Raw genomic sequence first — 21,762 nt, forward strand, 5'->3', positions numbered from 1 at the left:
GAGACGGCACGTTCTACACTTTGGCGAAATCCGCGAGGACGTCGGTCATGAGACCCCGCATCGAGGCGATGCCTTCGTCCTCGTGAAAATGCTCGTGCCAGTGCATCGTGACAGCGGCCTTGGGTAAGGAAACCGGCAGCGCGTAAATGCGAAAGGTGTCGCCCTGATTGAGGATGTGTGCGAGCTTCTCGGGCAGCGTGGCGAAAAAATCCGTTGCGGCGAGTACGCCCGGCACCGCCACGAAGTGCGGCAACGCCAGGGCAATGTTGCGTCCCACGCCTTGCGCGCGCAAGGCGTCGTCGAGATTGTGGTGACTATGCTCGAGCGACCGCACCTGCACGTGCGACGCGGAAAGAAACTGCTCCAGATCGAGCTTGCTCCCCGCTGGCAGACCACGGCGCTTGCGCGTCATGCACACATACGACTCCTCGAACAGCAGCAAATCGCGCGTGCGCGGCAATAGCGACGGCAGGTTGCCGATCGCAAAGTCCAGCCGGCTCGAACGCAGCGCCTCCTCGATCTCCTCCACCGGCAATGGTTCGATCAGCAGCTTCACGCGCGGCGCCGCGTCGTGCAATGCGGCGCAAAGGGCCGGCAAATAGGCCATTTCGCTCGCGTCCGACAGTGACAACCGAAACGTGCGCGTGCTCGTTGCCGGATCGAAACGCTCGGCATAGCGCAACGCCTGGCGCACGGTATCCAGCGCAAGGCGCGCGTCAGACTGCGCTCTTCGCCGATCGCCTGAAAGACGCGCAAAAGGTTGAGATCGATGTGATCGATGGACGTCATGGGAAATCACAAGATATTTGCCGCACTTATTAGAAGACCATTTTTTTATCGATTTGACGCATGATCCTCGGAAAGCGAAACTGCTGTCAACGAGAGGATGCGCTGATGTGGTTTCGGCATCCTCGTGTCAGTCACTCATTTCGCAACCCCTATTTCCCCACGAAAACGATGAGTACGCCGACCTACCAAACCATCGACACAAGCGCGCTCGCAAAGCGCGCCGAGTCGGATCGCATTGCGCCTTCCCTCTACTACGATCCGGAACTGTTCGAAGCGGAACTGGAGCGCATCTTCTACAAGACGTGGATCTGGGTCGCACACGACAGCGAACTGCCGAAACCGGGCGATTTCGTGACCACGACCATCGGCCGCCAGCCCGTCATCGTGGTGCGCGACAAGACCGGCGCCGTGAACGTGCTGCAGAACCGCTGCCGCCACCGCGGCGCCACGGTGTGTGAAGAGCACAAGGGCAACGCGAAGGGCTTCACGTGCCCGTATCACAGCTGGTCCTATGCGCTCGACGGCACGCTACGCGCGCTGCCTTATGGCGACGGCTACGAAGGCGTGTGTGAAAAAGGCGATCTGCCGCTCAAGAAGCTGCGCGTCGGCGTCTACCAGGGTTTGATCTTCGCAAGCTTCAACCAAACGATCGAACCGCTCGAAGACTTCCTCGGTGGCGCCAAGCCGTGGATCGATCTCTTCATGAAGCAGGGCGCGGGCTATCCGATCAAGGCCAACGGCGAGCACAAGTTCAAGTTCAAGGGCAACTGGAAGATCCAGCTCGAGAACACGACCGACCTGTATCACTTCCCGGTCGTGCACAAGTCGTGGATGAAATCCATCGACGAGGAAACCGCCGCCGCGATCACCAGCTTCATGACCAGCGATCAGGCGTTTTGCCGCTCGCTCGGCAACGGTCATAGCCTGGCGGTGCTGATGCCGGAAATCGTCGATCTCGACAACGACGACGGCGCGCCCATTCCTGAGCGCTTCCAGGAACTCGCCGCGCAACTCGCCGAAAAGCGCACGCCGGAGGAAGTGCGCCGCATTGTGCGTTCGCTGATGGGCGTCGGTTTCAATCTGAACCTGTTCCCGAACCTTGCGCTCTCGATGGCCTTCTTCCGCGTGCTACGCCCGATTTCCGCGGAGGAAACGGAGATCCGTCATGTCGCACTTGCCATGGAAGGTGGTCCGGAAGAAGCAAACCGCGTGCGCCTGCGCATTCACGAACACTTCCAGGGTCCGTTCGGCTTCGGCAGTCCCGACGATGCCGAAGCGTGGGAACGCGTGCAGCGCGGCTCGTATGCGGGTCCCGACGTGCCGATTCTCGTAAATCGCGGCCTGAATCGCGAGACCACCGCGCCAAACGGCGAAAAAACCGCGCACTCGACCGACGAAACCGGCATGCGCGAAGCGTACAAGCAATGGCGCGCAATGATGGAGCAAGCATGACGGACGACCGCAACGCACTCTTCTCCCACCAGACCTTCGCACGCGCGATCGAATTGATCTGGCGCGAAGCCGAGCTTCTGGACCGGCGCGACTATCGCGCGTGGCTCGACATGTGGGACCCGAAAGGCATCTACGTCGTGCCGATCGATCCGGACACGACCGACTACGCATCGACACTGAACTATGCGTTCGACGATCAGCACATGCGTGAATTGCGCGTGCAGCGCATGACCTCCGGTTACTCGGCGTCCGCATCCGACGCCGCGCGAACGGTGCGTACGGTGTCGCGCTTCACGTTGTCGAGCGACATCGCGGATCTCGTCGAAGTGAAGTCCTCGCAGATCATCATCGCGTACAAGCGCGGCGTGTCGACGATTTTCGCGGCCGACCTCACACACAAGATCAGCATGGTGAACGGCGAGCCGCGTCTTGTCGAGAAAGTCATCCGCCTGATAAATTCGACCGAAGCACTGAACGCCATCGGCTTCCTGCTTTGATGTTCAATCGCGCATCGGCGGCGGCACGCGCTGACGCGCGCAATTTTTCGTGACACGTTTTCATGCCGACACTCGAAGTCTATCTTCCCCAAGGTCACGCCGACGACCGCAAAGCCTCGCTCATTCAGGGGCTGACGCAGGCGACGGTAGATGCAATCGGTGCGCCCGCCGAGTCCGTGCGCATTCTACTTTCGGAGTTGCCCGCCACGAACATCGGTCTGGGCGGTAAACTCACGCCGGCCGGGTTGCCCGTCATTATCGCGATCCTGATAGCGGGCCGCACGGATGCCCAGAAAGAAGCGCTGATCGCCGCGCTGTCCGAAACGAGCGTCGCCGTGCTCGATGTACCCTTGCAAGCCACGCGCGTGATTATCAAGGACATTCCGAACACCAGCTTCGGACTAGGCGGTCAAACCGCGCGCGCGCTCGGTCGCTAAGTTCGCGAAGTCCTCGCCCATCTAACGATAGCGCGGCGACGCGCAGCAAGGAAAAACACCATGACCGACACTCGAGTCCTGCCGTTGCGCGTGCTGTTCTGCTGCGGCGTCTCGCAGAACTTCTTCGATCTGCCCCGCGAGCAGATCGGCGATGTGTGGCAAGCCTACGGCAAGATGCTCAGTGCAATCGAAGCGATGGAGAATGTGCGTGTGCTCGGCATCATGGACGACGACCGGCTCGTGGTCGGAAACGCCGACAGGGCGCCGTGGACCTTCTACATCATGGCCGATGTCGCCGATTTCGACACGGCAGTTGCGATCTGCAATCTGTATCGCACCACACCCGTCGGCGATCACAACCTGTGGCGCTACGGCAAGATCGAAGCGCGCGTGGGCCGCGCGCTGACGGTCCCGCCCGTCGCAATTAACGATAATGCGTGACGCCATGAGCGATTCCATCATCGAAACGCTGCAGGCACGGCTTCGGGCACTCGAAGCACAAAATTCGGTGCGCAAGACCATGGCGCGCTATATGGCATTGTGCGACGTGCCCGCACGCGCATTCGTACGCGAATCGCTCGCTGCGCTCTTTAGCGACGACGCCGTGTGGGAAGGCATTGGCCCGCAATACGCGCACAAGTTCGGCCGGCTCGAAGGCCCCGGTCCGATCGTCGGCATGTTGCAGCGCTATCTGCCTCCTACGCCGCATTTCACCACCAACGTGCATTTCCTCACTGCGGAGCACATCGAGGTCGACGGCGACCATGCCATAGGACGCTGGATCATGCTTCAAGCGTCCGGCTATGTCGACTCAGAGGCACAGTTGATCGCGGCCCGCCTCGAAGTAGACTTCGTGCCCTCTTCACATGATGATTCGGAGTGGCTGATACGGCGCTTCACCACCGAGCGCCTCTTCGATGCACCATGGAACGTCAATCCGGCCGTAGGGATTTCAACATGAGCGCCTTTCTGCAGGAGTTCGATCTCAGTGCTAGTACTGCCGATAGTGCAAATGACGCTAACCGCGCCGACAGACCGACCATCGCGATCAAGGACAGCATCGACATCGCCGGCTATCCGACCACCGCGGCCAGCCGCGCGCTCGCCGATGCGCCGCCCGCGTCGCGGCATGCGCAAGTCGTCCAGCAACTGCTCGACGCCGGCTGGCGTATCACCGGCAAGACCAACATGCACGAACTCGCTTTCGGCATGACCGGCATCAACGATTTTTGCGGCACGCCGCAGAATCCGCAGGACATATCGCGCATTCCGGGCGGCTCGTCGAGCGGTTCGGCATCGGCAGTGGGGCAGAAACTCGTCGACGCAGCGCTCGGCACGGACACAGGCGGCTCTGTCCGCGGCCCCGCCGCATGTTGCGGCATCATCGGTCTGAAGCCGACTTTCGGACGCGTGTCGCGCGAAGGCGTCGCACCCCGCGAGACTACGCTCGATTGCGTCGGCCCGTTCGGGCGACACATGAAGACGATCGTCGACGTGATGCTCGCGATCGACCCTTCTTTCGACGCAAGTCGAGCACGTCGCGACGTTTCGAAAGCGCGGATCGGTATTCCTCGCGTGGAGGCCGACAGCGAGATCGTGCGTGCGATCGCAACGGCGATATCACGCACAGGCTTCGCAACCCACGACCTTCGTCTCACTTCGATGAACGACGCGTTCGCGGCGGGCCTCTCGGTCATCAACGCGGAGACGTGGCGCGCGTTCGGTCATCTCGTGGACAGCGGCAAGCTCGGCGCCGATATCAAAGCTCGATTGCGAGCCGCTTCGAAGACGACGGCCGCGGATCTGGACGCAGCGGAACACGTGCGACGCGAGTTCACCGCTGAAGTCGACGCGGCGCTGAATGAAGTCGATGTCCTCGTGCTGCCCACCATGCCCGCGTTGCCAATTACACTGGACGCCGCGCGCGCTGGCGCGTCGGTGATCGCCATGTCATCGCTGATCCGGCCGTTCAATCTCAGCGGTCATCCCGCGCTCACGCTGCCGGTTGCCGTGGAAGGCTCCCCGCTCAAGGCCGGGTTGCAAATCGTCGGTTGCAAGGGTGACGACGAAACAGTGTGCGCCGTGGCGGCGCGTATCGAAGCGATACTTGCAGGCTGAGAGGCAACGCACCGAAGAGGAATCGACACCATGTCCAACAGAGTCGTGCTGGTGACGGGCGCCGCAAGGGGACTCGGCGCGATCATCGCGCGCCGCTTCCATGCTGCCGGATACAACGTCGCGCTGGGCGATGTCTCGTTTGACGCCGTCTAGGTTTCGCGGTGGACATGTGTCACATTCATCAATTTCGCTCTCGCTATCAATCTGGCGGATTTTGGGGTAGCACTTCGGCGGTTGCATCGGTCGAGGATAAAGTACGTAGCATCTCCTCATGCGCCGGCTACTGGCCGCGGGTAATCTTCAAAGACATGCGATTGATCGATGGCACCCAGAGGCAGGGTCCAGCGTTCCAATTCAATTTGCAATCCTTATAAACTATCGCCAGACGCATCGTAGTGTGCCGAACCCAGTATTTCCACTACTGCGTCGGAACAGTGGAATTATCCTGACCTGCGCGTTTGGCAGCGAGACGCTTCTCTGCTGCAATAAGGTCGTTTGGATAGTCATACCGTACTGCGTCGGGCTGATATCCAATCCCGACCAGTTCCCTTAGTTCCTGCGTCACTTTCGTCCGGGTCACAGCGTTATCGTTCGATGTTTGCGCGAACGCAACCCCAGGGAGAAGAACCAGCGTAGCTGCAACCGACACCAACATTCGAGGCATGTTCATGATCCACACTCCTGGCGAGGCGCTAAATGAGGTTGCACCAGCCTCGCTCAGCCAAGTATAGGTGTGAATCTGCAGCAACAGAAATGCGCGGAACAATCGAAAGGTATTCGCAAGGATTGCTCAGGCATCGCCCGAATACCAGCCGGATAAGGCCCAATCAATGGCGGACGCCAGGCCCGCTGGATTGTCCCGCATCATGAAGTGCCCTACGTTTTGCACGATACTGACCGCGATACCCACCTTCGACAATCTGTCCGCGTCGGGATGCGGCAACGAGCGCTCGCCGAAAATCACAGCGCGCGGCATGTGTAGCCGGAACAGCAATTGGCGCCACGCCAGTGAATCGCCAGCGATGTCGCCGCACAATCGATTCCTCTGGGACAGGAGATCGCGAGAGCGCCCGCCCAAATGGGATCGCCCTCTTTCGACGCGGTTGCGACCATTTGCGCGTGGCCGTACAGCAAGTAGTCAGATTCAGGGTAGGCTGCAATCTCGCGCCTGAGCAATCCTCCGCCCACGTCAAGATTTGGCTCTGCGAGAACCAGATGGCGCGCCCGGCGAGGCGCCATCGTAGCCGCGACGACAGCGACCGCCCCACCCATGCTGTGACCGAAGAAGTCGACTTTTGTTTCGAGACTCTGAATGAGCTCGACGACGATTCGAGCATGGTCTTCGATACGATATCTAAAACACTCAGGCCGATCGCCATACCCGGATCCCAGCAAATCGACCAGAATACTGCGCCGCCTCATCAATGCCGAATCTGCAATCACTCGCGGCTAGTCGCACAAGGGCGCGCAGTCAAGTCCGTGGATAAACACGAGTGGCGTGTCTGACCCCGGAATGTCATGGAATCGCAGCGTTGCGCTTGGCCCGGAAACCTTGAGAGTGCGCACGGATGATCTTCGGCCGATATGCAGGCTTGTGGCGTTCAGGCGGTCGCTCCAGTACGCGCTGGCGGAGGCAAGACTTCCGGCGGAATCGGGCAATCATAAGGCTTGCGGCCGCGCTTTTCGTCAAGCTCCACTTTTGCTGCGCGCAGCACATCCGGTTGGCCGACCAGATCGATGGCCGTGGCCGCCAGCGTCTGCGCGGCCAGCAACATGCCTCGATGAGCCAGCGTCGCCTTTCCCTGCGAGACCATTTGCCACGAATGAAAACCTGTTCCCCATGCGAAGCAGGACGTCAGACATTGCGTGGTCGGGACGACCCAAGTGACATCGCCGACATCGGTCGAGCCTGTCACCGGGCGCACCATGTCGGCCCGATACGGCTGGATTTCCGTGATGATCGGACGCGGATCACGCAGCGCCGCCGCGAAGTGACGGGCGCTATTCTCGAAATCGTCAGATGAAATGGTCTGCTGAATCTTGCTCGCGAATTCGACGTCGTGGTCACTGACGTCGAAGCCGCCGAGCGCCCGCATGTTCCGGTCGAGAACCTGATCGAGCGTGTCGTTATGCAGCACGTTCGAGCACGCTTTGTCAAAAATGATCTCGAGACGTGTGCCGGTCATCAATGCAGCACCGGTCGCGATCTGTTTGACACGCTCGAACAGATCCCGCGCGTCTTCGCTGCGCGGTGCTCGCACCGTATAAAGCAGTTCGGCGAGTACCGGCACCACATTGGTCGAAATTCCACCGGAATTGATGTAAGCGAAATGCACGCGCGCCTGATCCGGCATGTGCTCGCGCAGATAGTTGACACCGATGTTCATGAGTTCTGCGGCGTCCAGCGCGCTGCGCCCAAGATGCGGCGCCAGTGCCGCGTGCGCAGCCTTGCCGTGAAAGCGGAAATACGCCTGAACGTTCGCGAGCGTGGCGTTCATGAACACGGAGTTCGCTACCGACGGATGCCAGCTCAACGCGACGTCCAGGTCATCGAACAATCCGGCACGCGCCATAAAGGTCTTGCCGGCAGCAGCTTCCTCGGCGGGGCAACCGTAGAACCTGACCGTGGCGTCGATATTGTTGGCAGCAAGGTAGTCTCTCGCGGCCACTGCGGCGAGATGCGCGCCCGCGCCGAGCAGGTGATGGCCGCAGCCGTGTCCGTTGGTGTTGACGCCGTCAGCGGCCGGTACGCAGACCAACGCGCCGCTTTCCTGACTCAGCCCGGCCAAGGCATCGTACTCGCCGAGAAATCCGATGAGGGGGCCGCCGCTGCCCGCCTCCGCCACAAAAGCCGTCGGCAGTCCGGCCACGCCACGCGTCACGCGAAACCCTTCCTCCTCGAGTAGCGCCGCGTGCAGTTCGGCAGAGCGATATTCGCTGTAGCGCATCTCGGCGTACGACCAGATTTCATTTGCCAGTTCAACGTATCGCTGCTGCTTTGCCTCGACAAGACGCTTCACCTGTGCTGCGTGCTCCACATAGCCTCCATTCGTTCAGGATCGGTAGTAGTTTCGAAAGATTCGCGCCGGCAACCGGGCGCAAATCTTTCCACTTTCTGTTGGCGTAGAGTAGTCGACAGATAACGAGCCAACAACTCAATGAAAGTGTTGCCGTTGACCCCCGGTTGTCTCCTCCTGAAAAAATTTGGTGTCATACATTGACCATGAAGCTACATCAACTCCGCGCACTTGTTGCGATCGCCGACACCGGCAGCATTCGGAACGCAGCCCGCGCCACGGACCTCTCGCCGGCCGCCATTACCAAGGCGATACGCGAGCTCGAGGAGGATCTGAATGTCACACTGATCGTACGCGAGCCCACGGGTGTGACGCTGACCGAGGCAGGTCAGACGCTGCTCGGGCATGCAAGGCTGACAGTTGGACAATTGGCGCGAGCGCGGCAGGAAATGGAGCTGCTATCCGGCAAGAGGGACGGCACCCTGTCGATTGCAGCGGTGTCGTGGGTCGGTCTAACGTTGCTTGGAGAGGTTGTCGGCATGTTCCAGACGCGTATGCCTGAGGTAAAGATCGAATTCTTCGAAGGATTGGCAACCGTGTCGATACCAAGATTGCGCGACGGAACGCTCGATATCTCGATTGGAAGGGCTAGCTCTGTTACGCAAACGGAGGAGTTCACACATGTCCCGTTGTTTCGAACCGGCTACGCGGTGGTCGGCCGGGCAGAACATCGCTTGGCAGGATGTAGATCGCTGCATGAATTGAAGGACGCCGAGTGGATTCTGAATCGCGACTCTTCCGTCGACGAGCTCGCTTCGGACAACGCGTTCGCCGAATACTGCCGGGCCTACGAACCGCGTATCCATATATCACATTCCAGCGGAATCGCGCTCGGGCTGGTCGCCAACACAAATATGTTGACGCTCATGCCCTGGCCGCTCGCGGAACTGCTCTTGAGCAGGGAGCGGTTATCCGTCCTCCCGCTCATCGACTCCATTGCCGAAGGGGAGATCAGCCTCATCTACCGGCGCGCCGCACCGCTCAGCAACGCGGCAAAATGCTTTGTGGAGTGCCTGACCAGTGTCATCCGCACCTCCATGACCTCCGACGATCCTTTCAAGCGCCGGCTCTTCAACTCGGTCGAGTGCCTGCTATAGGCGATACGCGCGGCCAACCCGCGGTCAGGAATCGAAGTCCACTTCCAGCACGAGTCGGCCACGCGTGACCTGCCTAGTTTCGAGTGCGCGGTGCGCCGCTGCCGTATCGGCAATGGGGAACACACCGGCAATCGCGGGCCGCAATATCCCCTGCTCCGCAAGTTGCGCGACCGCGAGCAGAGCCTCGCGCTGATCGTCTACTGTCGCGCGTGTGACTGTCACGCCGAATTCCACCCCCCGGTCCACTATGGAATCCGCGGTCAAATACACAAGGTTTCCGCCACGTCGCAAGATAGGATAGGAGCGCGCATGCACGGCGCCGCCGATCAGGTCGAATACCACATCCTGGTCGCGCAGCGTGCTGAAATCGTCGCGATCATAGGCAATCGCCCGATGCGCACCGAGATCCAGCACGTAGTCGACGTTGTCGGCCCGGCATGTGGCGCTCACGTGAGCCCCCAGATGTCGCGCGAGCTGCACCATCAAGCTTCCGACTGCGCCCGCCCCGCCGTGAATCAACACATGCGCATCGCGCGTGACACGCGCCGCTCGCACCACCGCACTCCATGCGCTAATGCCGGGCTGTAACAGCACCGCCGCCTGATGATCCGACAAATTAGCGGGTTTCAGCACGGCGCGTGTCGCGGAGCAAACGATCATTTCCGCGCAAGTACCGCCGCGAGTCAGATCGGCCAGTACACAGACGACGTCGCCGACCACCAGTTCACGCACCCCTTCGCCCACCTGATCGACGACTCCGATACCGTCCCGTCCGGGAATCATCGGGAACGCGAGAGTGAAATGTTGCTGGAGCAATCCGGCCCTGAGCTTGGTATCGAGAGGCGCGACCCCTGCCGCCCGCATTCTGACCCGGACATCGCCAGGCCCGACGACTGGATCAGGATGCGTAACACGCTCAAGCACATCGGGACCACCATATCGAGAATACTGGATTGTTTGCATGAGTTATTTTTCGCCAATAAATAGTTAATTCTGAAAGATTCGCCGTGCCCACCGGCCCCTGATCTTTCCATCCATGGCGACGTAGAGTAGGTCGACAGATCGTGCGCCAGTAGCTGAATGAAAGTGTTGCCGTTGACCGACGGTTGTCTCCTCCATCAAAAATTTGGTGTCGTACATTCGCCATGAAGCTGCACCGGCTTTGCGCATCTGTTGCGATTGACGGCAGCACCGATGCCCGGATTGCGTGATCGAATTCACGACGTTTTGGCACGTTGACGACAATAAAAAGAACGAATTTATTTTTTAAACCGGACGGCAACTGCGCCGACGGAAACTCAATTCGGAGACGGGTGTGTCAAATCAAGCAAACGGGTGCGAGCACTCGACGGTCCACACAGCCTCGACCCTCGACTTCGTCGCGGTAGTCGTAGGTAACGCCCTGGAGTTCTTCGACTTCACGGTCTACGCCTTTTTTGCGGTATTCATCGGAAAAGCGTTTTTCCCGGCGTTTTCTCAGGCGAGTCAGGTGATCGCGTCGGTCGCCGTGTTCGGTGTCGGTTTCATTGCGCGCCCAATCGGCGGTGTGGTCATCGGGGTGTACGCGGACCGTTCAGGGCGCAAGGCGGCGTTGTCTCTGACGATCGGCCTGATGGCGCTCGGCACCGCGGTCCTCGCGTTCACGCCGTCGTATGCGACGATCGGCATGGCGGCGCCTGTCCTCGTCGTCATTGGCCGCCTGCTACAAGGATTTTCGGCTGGCGGCGAAATGGGACCCGCGACGACCTACATGCTCGAAATGGCGGCCTCGAACCGGCGTGGCTTCTACACGAGCTGGCAGCTTGCGACTCAAGGCGTCGCTTCGCTGCTCGGCGGCCTGGTCGGCTACGTCGTGTCGTCGATGCTGTCACCCGCGGCGCTCGCCGAATGGGGCTGGCGCGTGCCGTTCATGATTGGCTTGCTGATCGCGCCGATCGGGCTATATATCCGCAAGCAGTTGAGCGAGACCCTCGATACCGAGTCCGCGGCCAAAGGCACGGCTGAGCTTGCATCCGTCATTGTCGGCAAGCATCTGTCCGATTTGCTGATCTCTTGTGCCGTGCTGATCGGACCGACGATCACGGTGTATGTCGTCGGGTACTACATGACGACATACGGTCTGCGCGTGCTGCATCTGCCCACATCGACCTCGATGCTGGTCGGGCTCATCACGGGCGGTGTGGGAATCGTCGCGTCACTGGCCGCCGGCCTGATCTACGACCGGTTTCCCAACACCAAGTGGATGGTGTTGCCGCAAGTCCTGATGGTTCTGGCGATCATCCCGGCCTTCATGTGGGTCACCCAGAGCGGCACCGCCAGCACCTTTCTCTCGATGGTAGCGCTGCTGACGCTGTTGCGCGTGTTGATGGCGCCGTTCCAGCTATGTTTCATTCCCGAGATATTTCCGAACGCGATCCGCAGCACCTGCGTATCCATTTGTTTCAGCGTGCCGACCACGATCTTCGGCGGTAGCGCGCAAGTCATCGTCGCATGGCTCGCCGCCAGAACAGCTGATCCGATGTCGCCCGCCTGGTACCTGCTGGCCGCAAACATCATTTCGCTGCTTGCGGTGCTGACCCTCTACCTGCGACATCGCTCAACGATGAGACGCAATAGCGTATTTCACGCCAAAGCGGGTATCTAGCAGTCCGTCGAAACATCGCGACTAGCTAAAAGTGTTCGTCATTCGACTGCGAGGCCTGGCATGTCATTTCGACTAAGGGTTGAACAGCAACGGGCTTCTTGCTTCAATCGAACTGGAGAGCAAGTGAATTTCGATCAACTCGATCAAGAGATTGCCGCACGGATCGAATCGTACCGTGATATGTGCGTACACCTGAGCGACCGGTTGTGGGACCTCGCTGAAACGGCCTATGCAGAGTACGAGTCGGCGGAACTGCAAATCCGCGAGCTCGAGCGGCATGGCTTCCGGATCACGCGGGAAGTTGCGGGCATCCCTACTGCGTTTGTCGCCGAAGCCGGCGATGACGGCCCTGTCATCGGCTTTCTCGGCGAGTACGACGCGTTGCCTCACCTCAGCCAGGTCGCCAACTCCGCCACCCGTCAACCGACAGCAGACGCCGGCAGCGGACACGGTTGCGGTCACAACCTGCTTGGCGGCGCAGCGCTGATGTCCGCGTTCGCCATCAAGGGTTGGCTCCATGCGTCCGGGCGCGCGGGCCGGATTCGCTATTACGGCTGCCCCGCCGAGGAAGGGGGAGCCGGAAAGACGTTTATGACGCGAGCCGGCGCATTCGCCGATCTCGACAGCGCACTCACCTGGCATCCTGCGAGCGTCCTCGCCATCGATGCGATGACAACCCTTGCGACGCTCCACGCGCGCTTCACGTTCAGCGGCGTCGCTGCACATGCGGCGGCCGCGCCTCACCTGGGGCGCAGCGCACTCGACGCCGTCACACTGATGAACGTCGCTGCCAACTATTTGCGCGAGCACATGCCGAGCGACGCCCGTCTTCACTATGCGCTGCACGATACGGGAGGGTCAGCGCCCAACGTCGTGCAGGCTCGCGCCGAGGTCGTCTATCAATTGCGCGCACCGGAACTCGCCACGATCCATTCACTGCTCGAGCGGCTGCGCAAGATCGCGGATGGTGCCGCGATGATGACCGACACCACCGTCGTGTGCCGGGTGGAAAAGGCAATGTCGAATATGAAGCCCAACAAGGTTCTGTCCGATCTGATGTACGAGCGCATGCTCGCAATCGGTCCGACGCCCTTTGACACCGTCGATCACGATTTTGCCGCGCGCATGCACGCCGCCATTTCACCCGCCGAGGCACAGGGAAGCTTGTCGATTTTCGGCGCCCATCGGCTTCGGGGAGTCCTCCATGACGGAGTCCTGCCCGCTGAATTGATGCCATCGTTGTTGCCGGCGTCGACCGACGTAGGGGATGTCAGCTGGGTCGTACCGACAGCCCGCTGCCTCGGAGCCTGCTTCGCGCTGGGCACGCCGTTCCACTCGTGGCAGTTGGTCGCCCAAGGCAAATCGTCGATCGCGCACAAGGGCATGCTTCAGATCGCGAAGGTGATGGCTGCCACCGCCGCAGCGCTCTACGCGAGTCCTTCATTGCTTGAGCAGGCCAAGGCTGAACTGCGTGAGCAATCGGCGGGTGAAACCTACGTCTGCCCCATTCCGGACGACGTGCTTCCTCCCATAGCTAAAGAAAGCCGAACGCAAAGAGGCTCGGTTCGGGGGGCGTTTCCGCACCAATACGCTGGGGGTAACGCGTGATGAAGCGCGAAGATAACCAGCGGATCGGACTCATCGAGCAGTTTGTCGAAGCAAAGCGTGACGACTTTATCGGTCTTGCGGATCGGATCTGGGATCTTGCCGAAACTCGCTGGGAAGAATTTCGCTCAGTTGAAGCGCAGATCGAGATGCTTGAGCGCGAAGGATTCCGGATCACGAGAAATCTGGGCGGTCTGCCCACGGCATTCGTCGCCCAGGCGGGGAATGAAGGACCCATCGCCGGTTTCCTCGGCGAATACGACGCGTTGTCGAACATGAGCCAGCAAGCCGCGGCCGTTGAAGCGTGCCCGGTATGCGCCGGGGGTAGCGGACACGGATGCGGCCACCATCTGCTTGGTGTCGGTGCGATGCTGGCGGCAGTTGCCACGCGCGACTACCTCGTGTCCCAGGATTTGCGTGGAATCGTCCGTTACTTCGGATGTCCAGCCGAGGAAGGCGGTGCCGGCAAGACATACATGGCTCGCGAAGGCGTCTTCGATGAAATCGACTTCGCCTTGACCTGGCACCCTGGTCCTTTCTCGGGGATTTTCAAGTACAAATCGCTGGCGGTGATTCAGGCATTCTTCCGCTTCTCTGGCGTGGCCTCGCACGCGGCGGCTTCACCCCATCTCGGACGAAGCGCGCTCGATGCGGTTGAACTGATGAACGTCGGCGTGAATTTCCTGCGCGAGCATATGCCCGCCGAGGCTCGCGTCCATTACGCAATCACCGATGCGGGCGGCCTCGCTGCAAACGTTGTTCAGGCTCTTGCCGAAGTGCTGTACGTCGTCCGCGCGCCGAACATCGAGCAGGCGCGTGCGCTGTTCGAGCGCGTTCGGCGAATCGGCGCGGGCGCGGCGTTGATGACCGAAACAACCGTCGAGGTCGAAGTCGATCGCGCATGCTCGGACGTCCTTCGCAACGAAGCGATCGAAGCCTTGGTGATGGCGAACCTCGAGCGTTTCGGTCCCCCTCCCTTCGACCAGTCCGACCGCGATTTCGTCACGCGGCTCGCCGGAAACATCAGCTCGGGGGATTTGCAGGAATGTCTCGACGCCTATCGAGGACCCGCCGATGCCCATGGACTTGCCGACATGCCGCTTCCACTGAACGACGAACCGGGCTCCTTGACAGGATCGAGCGATGTGGGAGACGTGAGTTGGGTCGTGCCGACAACCCAATACCTCGGCGCGTGCTACGCAGTGGGTACCAACATGCACACGTGGCAACTGGTGTCACAGGGGAAACTGCCCGCCGCACACAAAGGAATGCTGCATGCGGCAAAGGTACTCGCGGCGACCGCTGTAGATCTGCTGACGGAGCCGTCGCGTATCGGTGCAGCTCAGGCAGAACATGCGCGCCTTACCGGCGGACGTCCCTATGTCTGCCCTATTCCCGAATCGGTGCTCGCGCCGCCGCTGCGTAAAAGGACGGAAAAGGGAAACCTTACCTAGCGCCCAACCGCAATCCTTTCACGCACTTGACCTGACCCATGACATTTTCTTATTTCATCACAGCGACTAACGAGCAAGATCCGAACGCTCGGGTAAGCGCGACACATTCTCGGCTCATTCAGGAAGCCATCCGCGCGACGCCTAACTTAAAGAAGGCAGAGCTTTATACACCCGCCCAGATCATGACTTATCACGACGACGGGCATTCGCCCGTGCTCGCGCTGCGGCTCGAGTTCGCCAGCATCGAGGCACTCGAGTCACAACTCACCGAGGGCGGACATCTCTGGCGGCTTGCGCAGTCGGATGACTGGCTCGCGCTGGGCGCAAGCCAGGTCACGCATCAAGCCATGCTCACCCGAACGTTTCTGCCGCTCACGAGGACGACCACCGAACCGACGTTGTGCAGCTATCTCGTGCACTACCCGGGCACTGCGGAAAATTTCAACGACTGGCTTTCCTACTACATCGCACATCACCCTCAGATCATGCTCGAGTACCCACACGTACGCCAGGTCAACGTATTCACGCGGGTCGACTGGTGTGAGTCGATGCCATGGACGCGCGTGAACTACATGCAGCGAAACATGCTGACCTTCCCTTCGTCGCAACTGCTCGCCGAGGCGCTGACGTCGCCCGTGCGTGCGCGAATGCGAGAAGACAATGACCGATTTCCGGCGTTCTTGGGGCGAGCTTGCCACTACCCGATGCTCACCAATTTAATTGCTCCGGGCAACGAGACGTCTTTCGAAACACCGCCATTGTTCGTCTGAACGTTTGACCCTGCCATCTGGATGACTTGCCGCCTGATCGCACCTCAAAGGGCCGGCATTCTGAAGATGGACATAGCTGACAAAGGAGAAAAATAAACCAGATAAGTCTTCAATCACTGCCTCATACCACACACTCTAATATTAGTAATACTTAGCACCTAAAGATATTTCGTTTTGGTTGAAAATCAATTTCGTCAACGAATCGTCTCGAAACATTTAACAACACTAACAAAAATTCAGGCGATCTACGCAGCACTTTAAGAGGATGTTTAAAATGTGTAGGAAAGTTCTAGTCACCGCTACCCTGCTTGGCTCCATCGCAGGCGCCGCACACGCACAAAGCAGCGTAACCCTCTATGGGCTCGTCGATTCGGCAATTGGCTACACGAGCAACATGGGCTCGACCAATGGCCACATCAATCACGGCATTCAGGCGCTGCCCGGCGGTATGTCAGCCAACCGATGGGGCTTGCTCGGCTTCGAAGACATCGGCGGCGGTACGAAAGTCACCTTCAGACTGGAAAACGGCTTCAACGTTCAGAATGGCGCGCTCGGACAAGGCGGCCGGATGTTCGGTCGTAGCGCGTACGTGGGCCTCACTAGCAACAGTTGGGGGAGCGTAACGGCCGGTCGCCAATACATGCCGTTCCAGGAAGATGTGGGCAACGAAATGGCCGCCTTATATATGTCAGGCTATACGTTCCACCCATATGACAGCGACGACATGAATGCCACGTTCAGGCCCAACAACGCAATCAAATACACGACACCGACCCTCGCCGGGTTCACGGCGAAGGCCTTGTATGCGTTTTCGAACCTTCCAGGTCAGATCAATACCAATCGCCTGTGGAGCGCCAGCGCCGACTATCTGAACGGGCCCTTCCGCCTCGATGCGGGTTTCTTCACGGTTAATCAGCCAGGATACAGCACGGCAGGCGCGGAATCGTCGGACAACACCTATGGCGCACTGCCTACGATTGCCGCTGGCGGCATTGCGAAGCACACGGTATGGGGCGCCGGCGGCTCGTATAATTTTGGCTCGCTCCTCGCGAACGTCGTCTTTACGCATGCGACCTTCGATGCGACCATCGGCGGCACACTGAAGTTCAACAACTACGAAACGAGCTTGCGCTATCAGCTCACGCCCGCTGCGATACTGACTGCAGCCTATCTCTACACGACTCAGAGAAGCACCGTTGCCGCCGGCGGGAACACGCACTACAACCAGGGTGCATTAGGTATCAACTACTTCCTGTCGAAGACAGTCGACTTGTACAGCAACCTTGTCTACCAAAGGGCCGCAGGTACGGCTCATGCGTGGATTCTCAACGGAACGGCGATGTCCAGCAACAACAGCCAGTTCATGGCCCTAGTCGGGATCCGGAAGAAGTTCTAGAAACCCCGGCTTCGAGAGAACGGCAGTGTGTGCTGGCGGGTGCGCGAGCTTGTCGAGGCGCATTCCGACAGCATACAAGGCGGCACAACCTAGAATAATCAGGCGCATGCGTTTTTTAACGGCTACGCATATTGTGAAGCAAGCTGACGGCGGGACAGATGCAGCCAGCAACCTCCATGTTAACCATCTCAATTGCCGTAGAAATCCGCAGTACGCCGGAAAATGAAGTTGTGCTACCGGGTGTCGACAGATGCCTTTGTAGAGGCTTGATCCGTATATGACCGACAACCCTGTTACTTGCCGTTTCGGAGGGAAAACGGTGCGACCGCCGGTCATCCTTCTGCTTCGGCCCATGCGGCGTCGAGCAGACGCTTAGAACCAATGCTGCATCCCGATTCGCAAAGATGCCTGCTCGCTGCCTGACGACGGCGCAAGCGAGATCATTGCGGCACGAGTCCCGCCCCCCGCGTGTTCAAATGTCGCTTCCGCGTAGAGCATCGTACGGACCGACAGGCGATACAGATTCGACAATCCCGCGGTCGTGTACGTCTTGCCGCCGAACCAGGTTCGGTAACCTCCGAGCAACACCGTGTCGAACGGCGTCACGTTCCAGTCGACGCCAAGCTCGGTCCTCGTGGCTCGTGTCGACGCAGAATTGCTTGAAATCCGGACGGTGTCAGCGACGCAATGAACGACCCACTGCCTGTTGAACGAGTAAGTGCCTGCGGCTCCAATAATCTGGGTATCTCTCGCCTTGAAGGCTGCGCCACCCGACAGGTTCTGACCGAGAAACTCGTTGTAGCCGAGAGTCGTATTGAACGCATACAACTTGTTCCGGGTGTCGCTATAGACCGCACCCACCTAGAGACCGCGGGATTTGTACATGAGCGCCCCCCGACATATCGCCCCTGCGATGTGGATGGATCAACGAATCCGTACATCATGCGTGCAGAGACGCCGCGCCATGGGACACTGCTATATTTGATCGTGTTGTTCACGGGGGTTACCGCATCGTTATCGATGTTGGCCGGGTGATACATAAAATAGTTGTATTGGAACGCACCGTTTGCATTGGGCAGAAGAACGTCATCTGTCAGATCCCATTGCCGACCCAGGGTAAGCGTACCCCATGTGTCGTCACTGAGGCCCACGAATGCTTTGCGACTGAACAACACGCCCGATGTTGCCAACGCACCGGTGTTCGAGAAGAATCCATTTTCGAGCTGAAAGATCGCCTTAAGCCCGCCTCCGAGATCCTCGCCTCCCTTGAAACCGAACTGGTCCGGAACGGAAATAGGCCCGGTCACCGTCGCCGAATGGCCTTTCTCGTTAGTAACGTAACCGACGCCTTCATCGATACTGCCGTAGAGCGTCACACTGCTTTGAGCGTGAGCAGGAACAGAGACAAGCGAATTCAATAAAACCGTAGCAGCAGTTTCAATACGACAAGGATACCTAACTAGTTTTTCTGCACAATGATTTATTGATTTCATATGATCTGCGAGATGGATACTTCTATGCAGGCGCGTGCGGCATCCGCCCGTTATTCGCCTTAGCGCAACGGAAGCTCTGTCGCCAACACGTAATTTCCGTTACGGGTAATTCGAAAGAATCAAACGTCGTGTTGCTTCGAGCTGCTCAGCGCGATAGCCAGCGCTGCGACGAGACCGGACACGGCGAATGCCACGAAATTCAGCCGGACGTCGAGGTGGGACGAAGCAAACCAGGCGCCAACCATCGGACCTGCCATAGCGCCGAAACGCCCTATGCCCACTGCCCATCCCGTGGCACTCGCGCGAGCGAACGGACGGTAGAAGTTTGCAATGTAGCCAAGCTGGACCATCGCGACGCCAATGCTACCCAGCCCGGCAAGCGCTACGAGAACGTAATTCGTCGTCACGCTGCCTTTGATCGTCAGACCGCAGATCGCGAGCGCGCCGATCACGTAGCCGCCCACGATGGTCTTGCGCGCGCCGATGCGATCACTTACTTGCCCGATCAGAATCCCGCCAATAGCCGACGACAGCATGAATACCGCGAGAAACGTCAGGCTCGAACCCAGGTCATAGCCAAGCTTGCGCATCAACTGAGGCAGCCAGGTACCGAGTCCGTAGATCACCAGCACAGCGGCTATCTGCGCAACCCATAGGCAAAGCGTCGGCCAGAGATTGCCGCGCGAAAACACCTCGTCGAACACACTCTTTATCGAAGGCCCCGCTGCATTCGCGGCCGGGATAGCATCGATCGCGGACAGGGACAAGCCAAGCCGCTCAGCCAGCGTCTGTGCTTCCCGCGTTCTTCCGCTCGCCATCAGGTAGGCGAGCGATTCCGGCAGCATGGCGATCAGGAATGGAATCGCGATCAATGGAAGCGCGCCAATGCCGACGACAAAACGCCAACCGTGCGCTCCAAGGAACGCGATGCCTGCCACGGCCGAAATGAGCGCGCCGATCGCATAGCCCGAGTACATGATGGCGAAGTTCAGATTGCGTTTCGCCGCCGGCGAGTACTCGACGGTCAGCGCGGCCGCCGCGGAAATGACCCCGCCAAGCCCGAGCCCCCCGATAAACCGCATCACGCCGAAGACAAACGGGGTCGGAGAGAGCGCTGCGCCTAACATCGAAAGAGAGAACAGCGCGACGCAGGCAATCAGCAGCCGCTTGCGTCCAATCAGATCAGTCAGCACGCTGATGAAATAGGAACCGAACAACGTGCCGAACAGCGCGGCGCTGCTCATGGCGCCGACCTCGATCGGCGTGAGCTTCCAGACCGGGTCGGCAAGCATCGACGGCACGATGGTGCCCATTACACCGATGTCGTAACCCTCGGTGACGATGGTCAAAAAGCAAAGAGCAAGAACGCGGTTAGTGGTGCGCGCAGGGGGATCGACCGCGAACGAATGAGGACTTTCGGAGATTGCCGCCATGGGAAACCTTTCTCGAACGGAGCTGCCGGATGACTTGATCAGGCAAATCGAGTGCCAGCATGCTGAATGCCGCTTCCACCGCGATGCCGGACTGCGGGGTGTCGGCCAATGTCGCGGCTCCTGCGGGCATGCTGTCACGTTTGCCAGCCCGGCGCAGGCACACCATTCGTCCTGCGCTTCAATAAAGAATGCCATTCCATATTGAGTGGGTCAAAGGTTTCAAAAAGTTTTCCGACCAGACCAGGGTAAGTCCTGACAGAACGTCAGGGCGAGCCGTTCGGCTCCTCTCCGAGCAGCAGCGTGGCCGTCATCTGCGTGATGTGCTGGATGTCGCGATGGTCGCCAATGCGCTGGTTGATCACGAATCCATCAAAAGCCATCCAGATCACGTGCGCGAAAAGATCGCCGCCGAGCGCGCCAATGCGCTCGGGCGGCAAGGCGTCCTTCAGCAATTGCGTCAGAAAATTTTCGACGGACACCAGCAGATTGTTGGGCTTCGAGAGTCCGGCGGGCGCGCTCGCCAGCGCGTCGATCAGCGCGTTGGCAAACGCGTTGTCGGCGGCGGGGATATCTCCCCATATGCCGACCAGAATACGCTCGACCTTTTTTCGGGGGCCATTGAGCAACGCCACTTCGGCGCGCAGCCGGTGCAGTTGCTCGATCAGCCACGGTTCGTAGATTTCGTAAAGGATGACCAGTTTCGAATCGAAATAGACATAGAGATTCGCGACTGTAGTGCCCGCCAGACGGGCAATTTCGGTCATCGTGGTTGCTGAATAACCTTTTTCGCTGAATGCGTTGAATGCGGCCGTCAAAATGGCATCGCGCTTCACGGCTTTCTTGATCTGCGGCACAGAGAGGCTCTTGTTCGGAAGGAAGAGGATCGGAAGTGACGCAATTTTAACAAGCCGCCGTATCAAGCCGGGACTTTCTCGTGCGTGGCGGATGAAGCCGCGGCGGCATCTCCAGTTCGCAGCAATGACCTCACCAGCGCGGCAATACGCTCGATGTCGCGAGCGCCACCGAGCTGACGGTTGATCACGAAACCGTCGAACGCCGTCCAGATCTGCCGCGCGACGATGGTTCTGTCGACGCAATGTCCGCCCGGCCGCAATGGCTCCTCGAGACACACGTGCAGGAGTTCGGCGATGACATGCTCGATTTCGTCCAGGAATGCGCTCGTTGGCCGCTCGCGCACTCCCGCGTGAGACAGGGCGTCGACCAGCGCATTCGCAAAGCTCGAATCCGCTGCGGGAATGTCATGCCAGAGCCCACGCAGCAATCGCCACACACGCGCCGCGGGATCGCTTTGTGCACGGTCATCTGCGGCGCAGCGGCGATCTCCGCCATCGTCGTGCCCGTAAATCCCTGCGCGCGAAAGAGCGTGAACGAGGCTGCGGCGATCTTCTCCCGCTTCGTGTGCCTCATTTCGTCATCCTGATTCTGTCACGAGGAAAGCGACGGCCCAGATTCTAGAAGTGTCGCGACGGCCAGGCACGC

General features: G+C 59.6%; 21 protein-coding genes and 3 pseudogenes. 13 read left to right on the forward strand and 11 right to left on the reverse strand.

Translation table 11 applies throughout. The features are described from left to right. Nucleotides 1–13: 13 nt before the first annotated feature. Nucleotides 14–789 (reverse strand): annotated as a pseudogene (locus tag KHO31_RS22580) (LysR substrate-binding domain-containing protein). A 168-nt stretch (nt 790–957) separates the two neighbouring features. Here KHO31_RS22580 and KHO31_RS22585 point away from each other — a divergent pair. The 7 genes and pseudogenes from KHO31_RS22585 to KHO31_RS22615 form a co-directional block, all read left to right on the forward strand. Beyond that, on the forward strand, nt 958–2,241 hold the full coding sequence (locus KHO31_RS22585; RefSeq protein ID WP_201085389.1) for an aromatic ring-hydroxylating oxygenase subunit alpha: 1,284 nt from the start codon (nt 958–960) through the stop codon (nt 2,239–2,241). Next, on the forward strand, nt 2,238–2,738 hold the full coding sequence (locus KHO31_RS22590) for an aromatic-ring-hydroxylating dioxygenase subunit beta (RefSeq protein WP_201085388.1): 501 nt from the start codon (nt 2,238–2,240) through the stop codon (nt 2,736–2,738). The genes KHO31_RS22585 and KHO31_RS22590 overlap by 4 nt, the downstream gene beginning before the upstream one ends. Nucleotides 2,739–2,800: 62 nt before the next feature. After that, nucleotides 2,801–3,175: a tautomerase family protein gene (locus KHO31_RS22595; RefSeq protein ID WP_201085387.1), complete on the forward strand. Its 375-nt coding sequence runs from the start codon at nt 2,801–2,803 to the stop codon at nt 3,173–3,175. 60 nt (nt 3,176–3,235) lie between these two features. After that, nucleotides 3,236–3,616, forward strand: a complete 381-nt coding sequence (locus KHO31_RS22600) for a hypothetical protein (RefSeq protein WP_201085386.1) — start codon at nt 3,236–3,238, stop codon at nt 3,614–3,616. Nucleotides 3,617–3,620: 4 nt separating this feature from the next. Next, entirely contained in the window at nt 3,621–4,136 is a 516-nt protein-coding gene (locus KHO31_RS22605) for a nuclear transport factor 2 family protein (protein ID WP_201085385.1), read from the forward strand. Continuing rightward, on the forward strand, nt 4,133–5,293 hold the full coding sequence (locus KHO31_RS22610) for an amidase (RefSeq protein WP_211624197.1): 1,161 nt from the start codon (nt 4,133–4,135) through the stop codon (nt 5,291–5,293). Before KHO31_RS22605 ends, KHO31_RS22610 begins: the two co-directional genes overlap by 4 nt. A 30-nt stretch (nt 5,294–5,323) precedes the next feature. Further along, nucleotides 5,324–5,443, forward strand: a pseudogene (locus KHO31_RS22615) (SDR family NAD(P)-dependent oxidoreductase); the annotation flags it as partial. A gap of 268 nt (nt 5,444–5,711) precedes the next feature. Here the strand turns inward: KHO31_RS22615 and KHO31_RS40050 are convergent. The 4 genes from KHO31_RS40050 to KHO31_RS22635 all read right to left on the reverse strand — a co-directional run bounded on the left by KHO31_RS40050 (nt 5,712) and on the right by KHO31_RS22635 (nt 8,331). Next, the gene (locus KHO31_RS40050; RefSeq protein ID WP_201085382.1) at nt 5,712–5,963 is read right to left on the reverse strand and encodes a DUF4148 domain-containing protein; all 252 of its coding nucleotides are present in this window, start codon (nt 5,961–5,963) and stop codon (nt 5,712–5,714) included. A gap of 120 nt (nt 5,964–6,083) precedes the next feature. Beyond that, nucleotides 6,084–6,329, reverse strand: coding sequence for a hypothetical protein (locus tag KHO31_RS22625; RefSeq protein WP_211624211.1), 246 nt, complete (start codon nt 6,327–6,329; stop codon nt 6,084–6,086). Then, nucleotides 6,254–6,715 (reverse strand): alpha/beta fold hydrolase, encoded by a 462-nt coding sequence (locus KHO31_RS40055; RefSeq protein WP_236555600.1) that lies wholly within the window; start codon nt 6,713–6,715, stop codon nt 6,254–6,256. Before KHO31_RS40055 ends, KHO31_RS22625 begins: the two co-directional genes overlap by 76 nt. A 179-nt stretch (nt 6,716–6,894) precedes the next feature. After that, nucleotides 6,895–8,331: an amidohydrolase gene (locus tag KHO31_RS22635; RefSeq protein ID WP_211624198.1), complete on the reverse strand. Its 1,437-nt coding sequence runs from the start codon at nt 8,329–8,331 to the stop codon at nt 6,895–6,897. Between the two features lie 185 nt (nt 8,332–8,516). Here KHO31_RS22635 and KHO31_RS22640 point away from each other — a divergent pair, with 185 nt between their 5' ends. Beyond that, complete coding sequence (locus KHO31_RS22640) at nt 8,517–9,467, forward strand: LysR family transcriptional regulator (RefSeq protein WP_201085379.1); 951 nt, start codon at nt 8,517–8,519, stop codon at nt 9,465–9,467. 24 nt (nt 9,468–9,491) lie between these two features. Here the strand turns inward: KHO31_RS22640 and KHO31_RS22645 are convergent, their stop codons facing one another. Further along, nucleotides 9,492–10,430 (reverse strand): NADP-dependent oxidoreductase, encoded by a 939-nt coding sequence (locus tag KHO31_RS22645; protein WP_201085378.1) that lies wholly within the window; start codon nt 10,428–10,430, stop codon nt 9,492–9,494. A gap of 352 nt (nt 10,431–10,782) precedes the next feature. Between KHO31_RS22645 and KHO31_RS22650 the strand changes: the two genes are divergently transcribed. The 5 genes from KHO31_RS22650 to KHO31_RS22670 all read left to right on the forward strand — a co-directional run bounded on the left by KHO31_RS22650 (nt 10,783) and on the right by KHO31_RS22670 (nt 17,336). After that, entirely contained in the window at nt 10,783–12,111 is a 1,329-nt protein-coding gene (locus KHO31_RS22650) for an MFS transporter (protein WP_201085377.1), read from the forward strand. Between the two features lie 180 nt (nt 12,112–12,291). Continuing rightward, complete coding sequence (locus KHO31_RS22655; RefSeq protein ID WP_236060965.1) at nt 12,292–13,719, forward strand: amidohydrolase; 1,428 nt, start codon at nt 12,292–12,294, stop codon at nt 13,717–13,719. Next, nucleotides 13,719–15,170, forward strand: coding sequence for an amidohydrolase (locus KHO31_RS22660; RefSeq protein ID WP_201085375.1), 1,452 nt, complete (start codon nt 13,719–13,721; stop codon nt 15,168–15,170). Before KHO31_RS22655 ends, KHO31_RS22660 begins: the two co-directional genes overlap by 1 nt. Before the next feature lie 182 nt (nt 15,171–15,352). After that, nucleotides 15,353–15,940 carry an ethyl tert-butyl ether degradation protein EthD gene (locus KHO31_RS22665; RefSeq protein WP_201085374.1) on the forward strand — a complete coding sequence of 196 codons (588 nt, stop codon included), beginning with the start codon at nt 15,353–15,355 and terminating at the stop codon, nt 15,938–15,940. Nucleotides 15,941–16,214: 274 nt separating this feature from the next. Then, on the forward strand, nt 16,215–17,336 hold the full coding sequence (locus KHO31_RS22670) for a porin (RefSeq protein ID WP_201085373.1): 1,122 nt from the start codon (nt 16,215–16,217) through the stop codon (nt 17,334–17,336). A 372-nt stretch (nt 17,337–17,708) separates the two neighbouring features. Here KHO31_RS22670 and KHO31_RS39385 read toward each other — a convergent pair whose 3' ends face one another. The 5 genes and pseudogenes from KHO31_RS39385 to KHO31_RS22695 all read right to left on the reverse strand — a co-directional run bounded on the left by KHO31_RS39385 (nt 17,709) and on the right by KHO31_RS22695 (nt 21,553). Next, a complete protein-coding gene (locus KHO31_RS39385) occupies nt 17,709–18,197 on the reverse strand; it encodes a porin family protein (protein WP_236060935.1) in 489 nt (162 codons plus the stop codon). A gap of 59 nt (nt 18,198–18,256) precedes the next feature. Then, a pseudogene (locus KHO31_RS40060) lies at nt 18,257–18,829 on the reverse strand (porin); the annotation flags it as partial. A gap of 119 nt (nt 18,830–18,948) precedes the next feature. Beyond that, entirely contained in the window at nt 18,949–20,262 is a 1,314-nt protein-coding gene (locus KHO31_RS22685) for an MFS transporter (protein ID WP_201085370.1), read from the reverse strand. A 263-nt stretch (nt 20,263–20,525) separates the two neighbouring features. Further along, nucleotides 20,526–21,116, reverse strand: coding sequence for a TetR/AcrR family transcriptional regulator (locus KHO31_RS22690; RefSeq protein WP_201085369.1), 591 nt, complete (start codon nt 21,114–21,116; stop codon nt 20,526–20,528). Nucleotides 21,117–21,178: 62 nt separating this feature from the next. Next, entirely contained in the window at nt 21,179–21,553 is a 375-nt protein-coding gene (locus KHO31_RS22695; protein WP_201085368.1) for a hypothetical protein, read from the reverse strand. Between the last annotated feature and the right edge of the window lie 209 nt (nt 21,554–21,762).

This window comes from Paraburkholderia domus, from assembly GCF_905220705.1.
Classification (GTDB): Bacteria; Pseudomonadota; Gammaproteobacteria; order Burkholderiales; family Burkholderiaceae; genus Paraburkholderia; species Paraburkholderia domus.

What these genes read in the sequence shown, in the direction of transcription:
- KHO31_RS40050 (WP_201085382.1), bottom strand. Translation starts at nt 5,963, where the DNA reads ATGAACATGCCTCGAATGTTGGTGTCGGTTGCAGCTACGCTGGTTCTT.
- KHO31_RS40055 (WP_236555600.1), bottom strand. Translation starts at nt 6,715, where the DNA reads ATGAGGCGGCGCAGTATTCTGGTCGATTTGCTGGGATCCGGGTATGGC.
- KHO31_RS22590 (WP_201085388.1), top strand. Translation starts at nt 2,238, where the DNA reads ATGACGGACGACCGCAACGCACTCTTCTCCCACCAGACCTTCGCACGC.
- KHO31_RS22610 (WP_211624197.1), top strand. Translation starts at nt 4,133, where the DNA reads ATGAGCGCCTTTCTGCAGGAGTTCGATCTCAGTGCTAGTACTGCCGAT.
- KHO31_RS22670 (WP_201085373.1), top strand. Translation starts at nt 16,215, where the DNA reads ATGTGTAGGAAAGTTCTAGTCACCGCTACCCTGCTTGGCTCCATCGCA.
- KHO31_RS22585 (WP_201085389.1), top strand. Translation starts at nt 958, where the DNA reads ATGAGTACGCCGACCTACCAAACCATCGACACAAGCGCGCTCGCAAAG.
- KHO31_RS22660 (WP_201085375.1), top strand. Translation starts at nt 13,719, where the DNA reads ATGAAGCGCGAAGATAACCAGCGGATCGGACTCATCGAGCAGTTTGTC.
- KHO31_RS22600 (WP_201085386.1), top strand. Translation starts at nt 3,236, where the DNA reads ATGACCGACACTCGAGTCCTGCCGTTGCGCGTGCTGTTCTGCTGCGGC.
- KHO31_RS22595 (WP_201085387.1), top strand. Translation starts at nt 2,801, where the DNA reads ATGCCGACACTCGAAGTCTATCTTCCCCAAGGTCACGCCGACGACCGC.
- KHO31_RS22655 (WP_236060965.1), top strand. Translation starts at nt 12,292, where the DNA reads ATGTGCGTACACCTGAGCGACCGGTTGTGGGACCTCGCTGAAACGGCC.
- KHO31_RS22645 (WP_201085378.1), bottom strand. Translation starts at nt 10,430, where the DNA reads ATGCAAACAATCCAGTATTCTCGATATGGTGGTCCCGATGTGCTTGAG.
- KHO31_RS22665 (WP_201085374.1), top strand. Translation starts at nt 15,353, where the DNA reads ATGACTTATCACGACGACGGGCATTCGCCCGTGCTCGCGCTGCGGCTC.
- KHO31_RS22685 (WP_201085370.1), bottom strand. Translation starts at nt 20,262, where the DNA reads ATGGCGGCAATCTCCGAAAGTCCTCATTCGTTCGCGGTCGATCCCCCT.
- KHO31_RS22640 (WP_201085379.1), top strand. Translation starts at nt 8,517, where the DNA reads ATGAAGCTACATCAACTCCGCGCACTTGTTGCGATCGCCGACACCGGC.
- KHO31_RS22605 (WP_201085385.1), top strand. Translation starts at nt 3,621, where the DNA reads ATGAGCGATTCCATCATCGAAACGCTGCAGGCACGGCTTCGGGCACTC.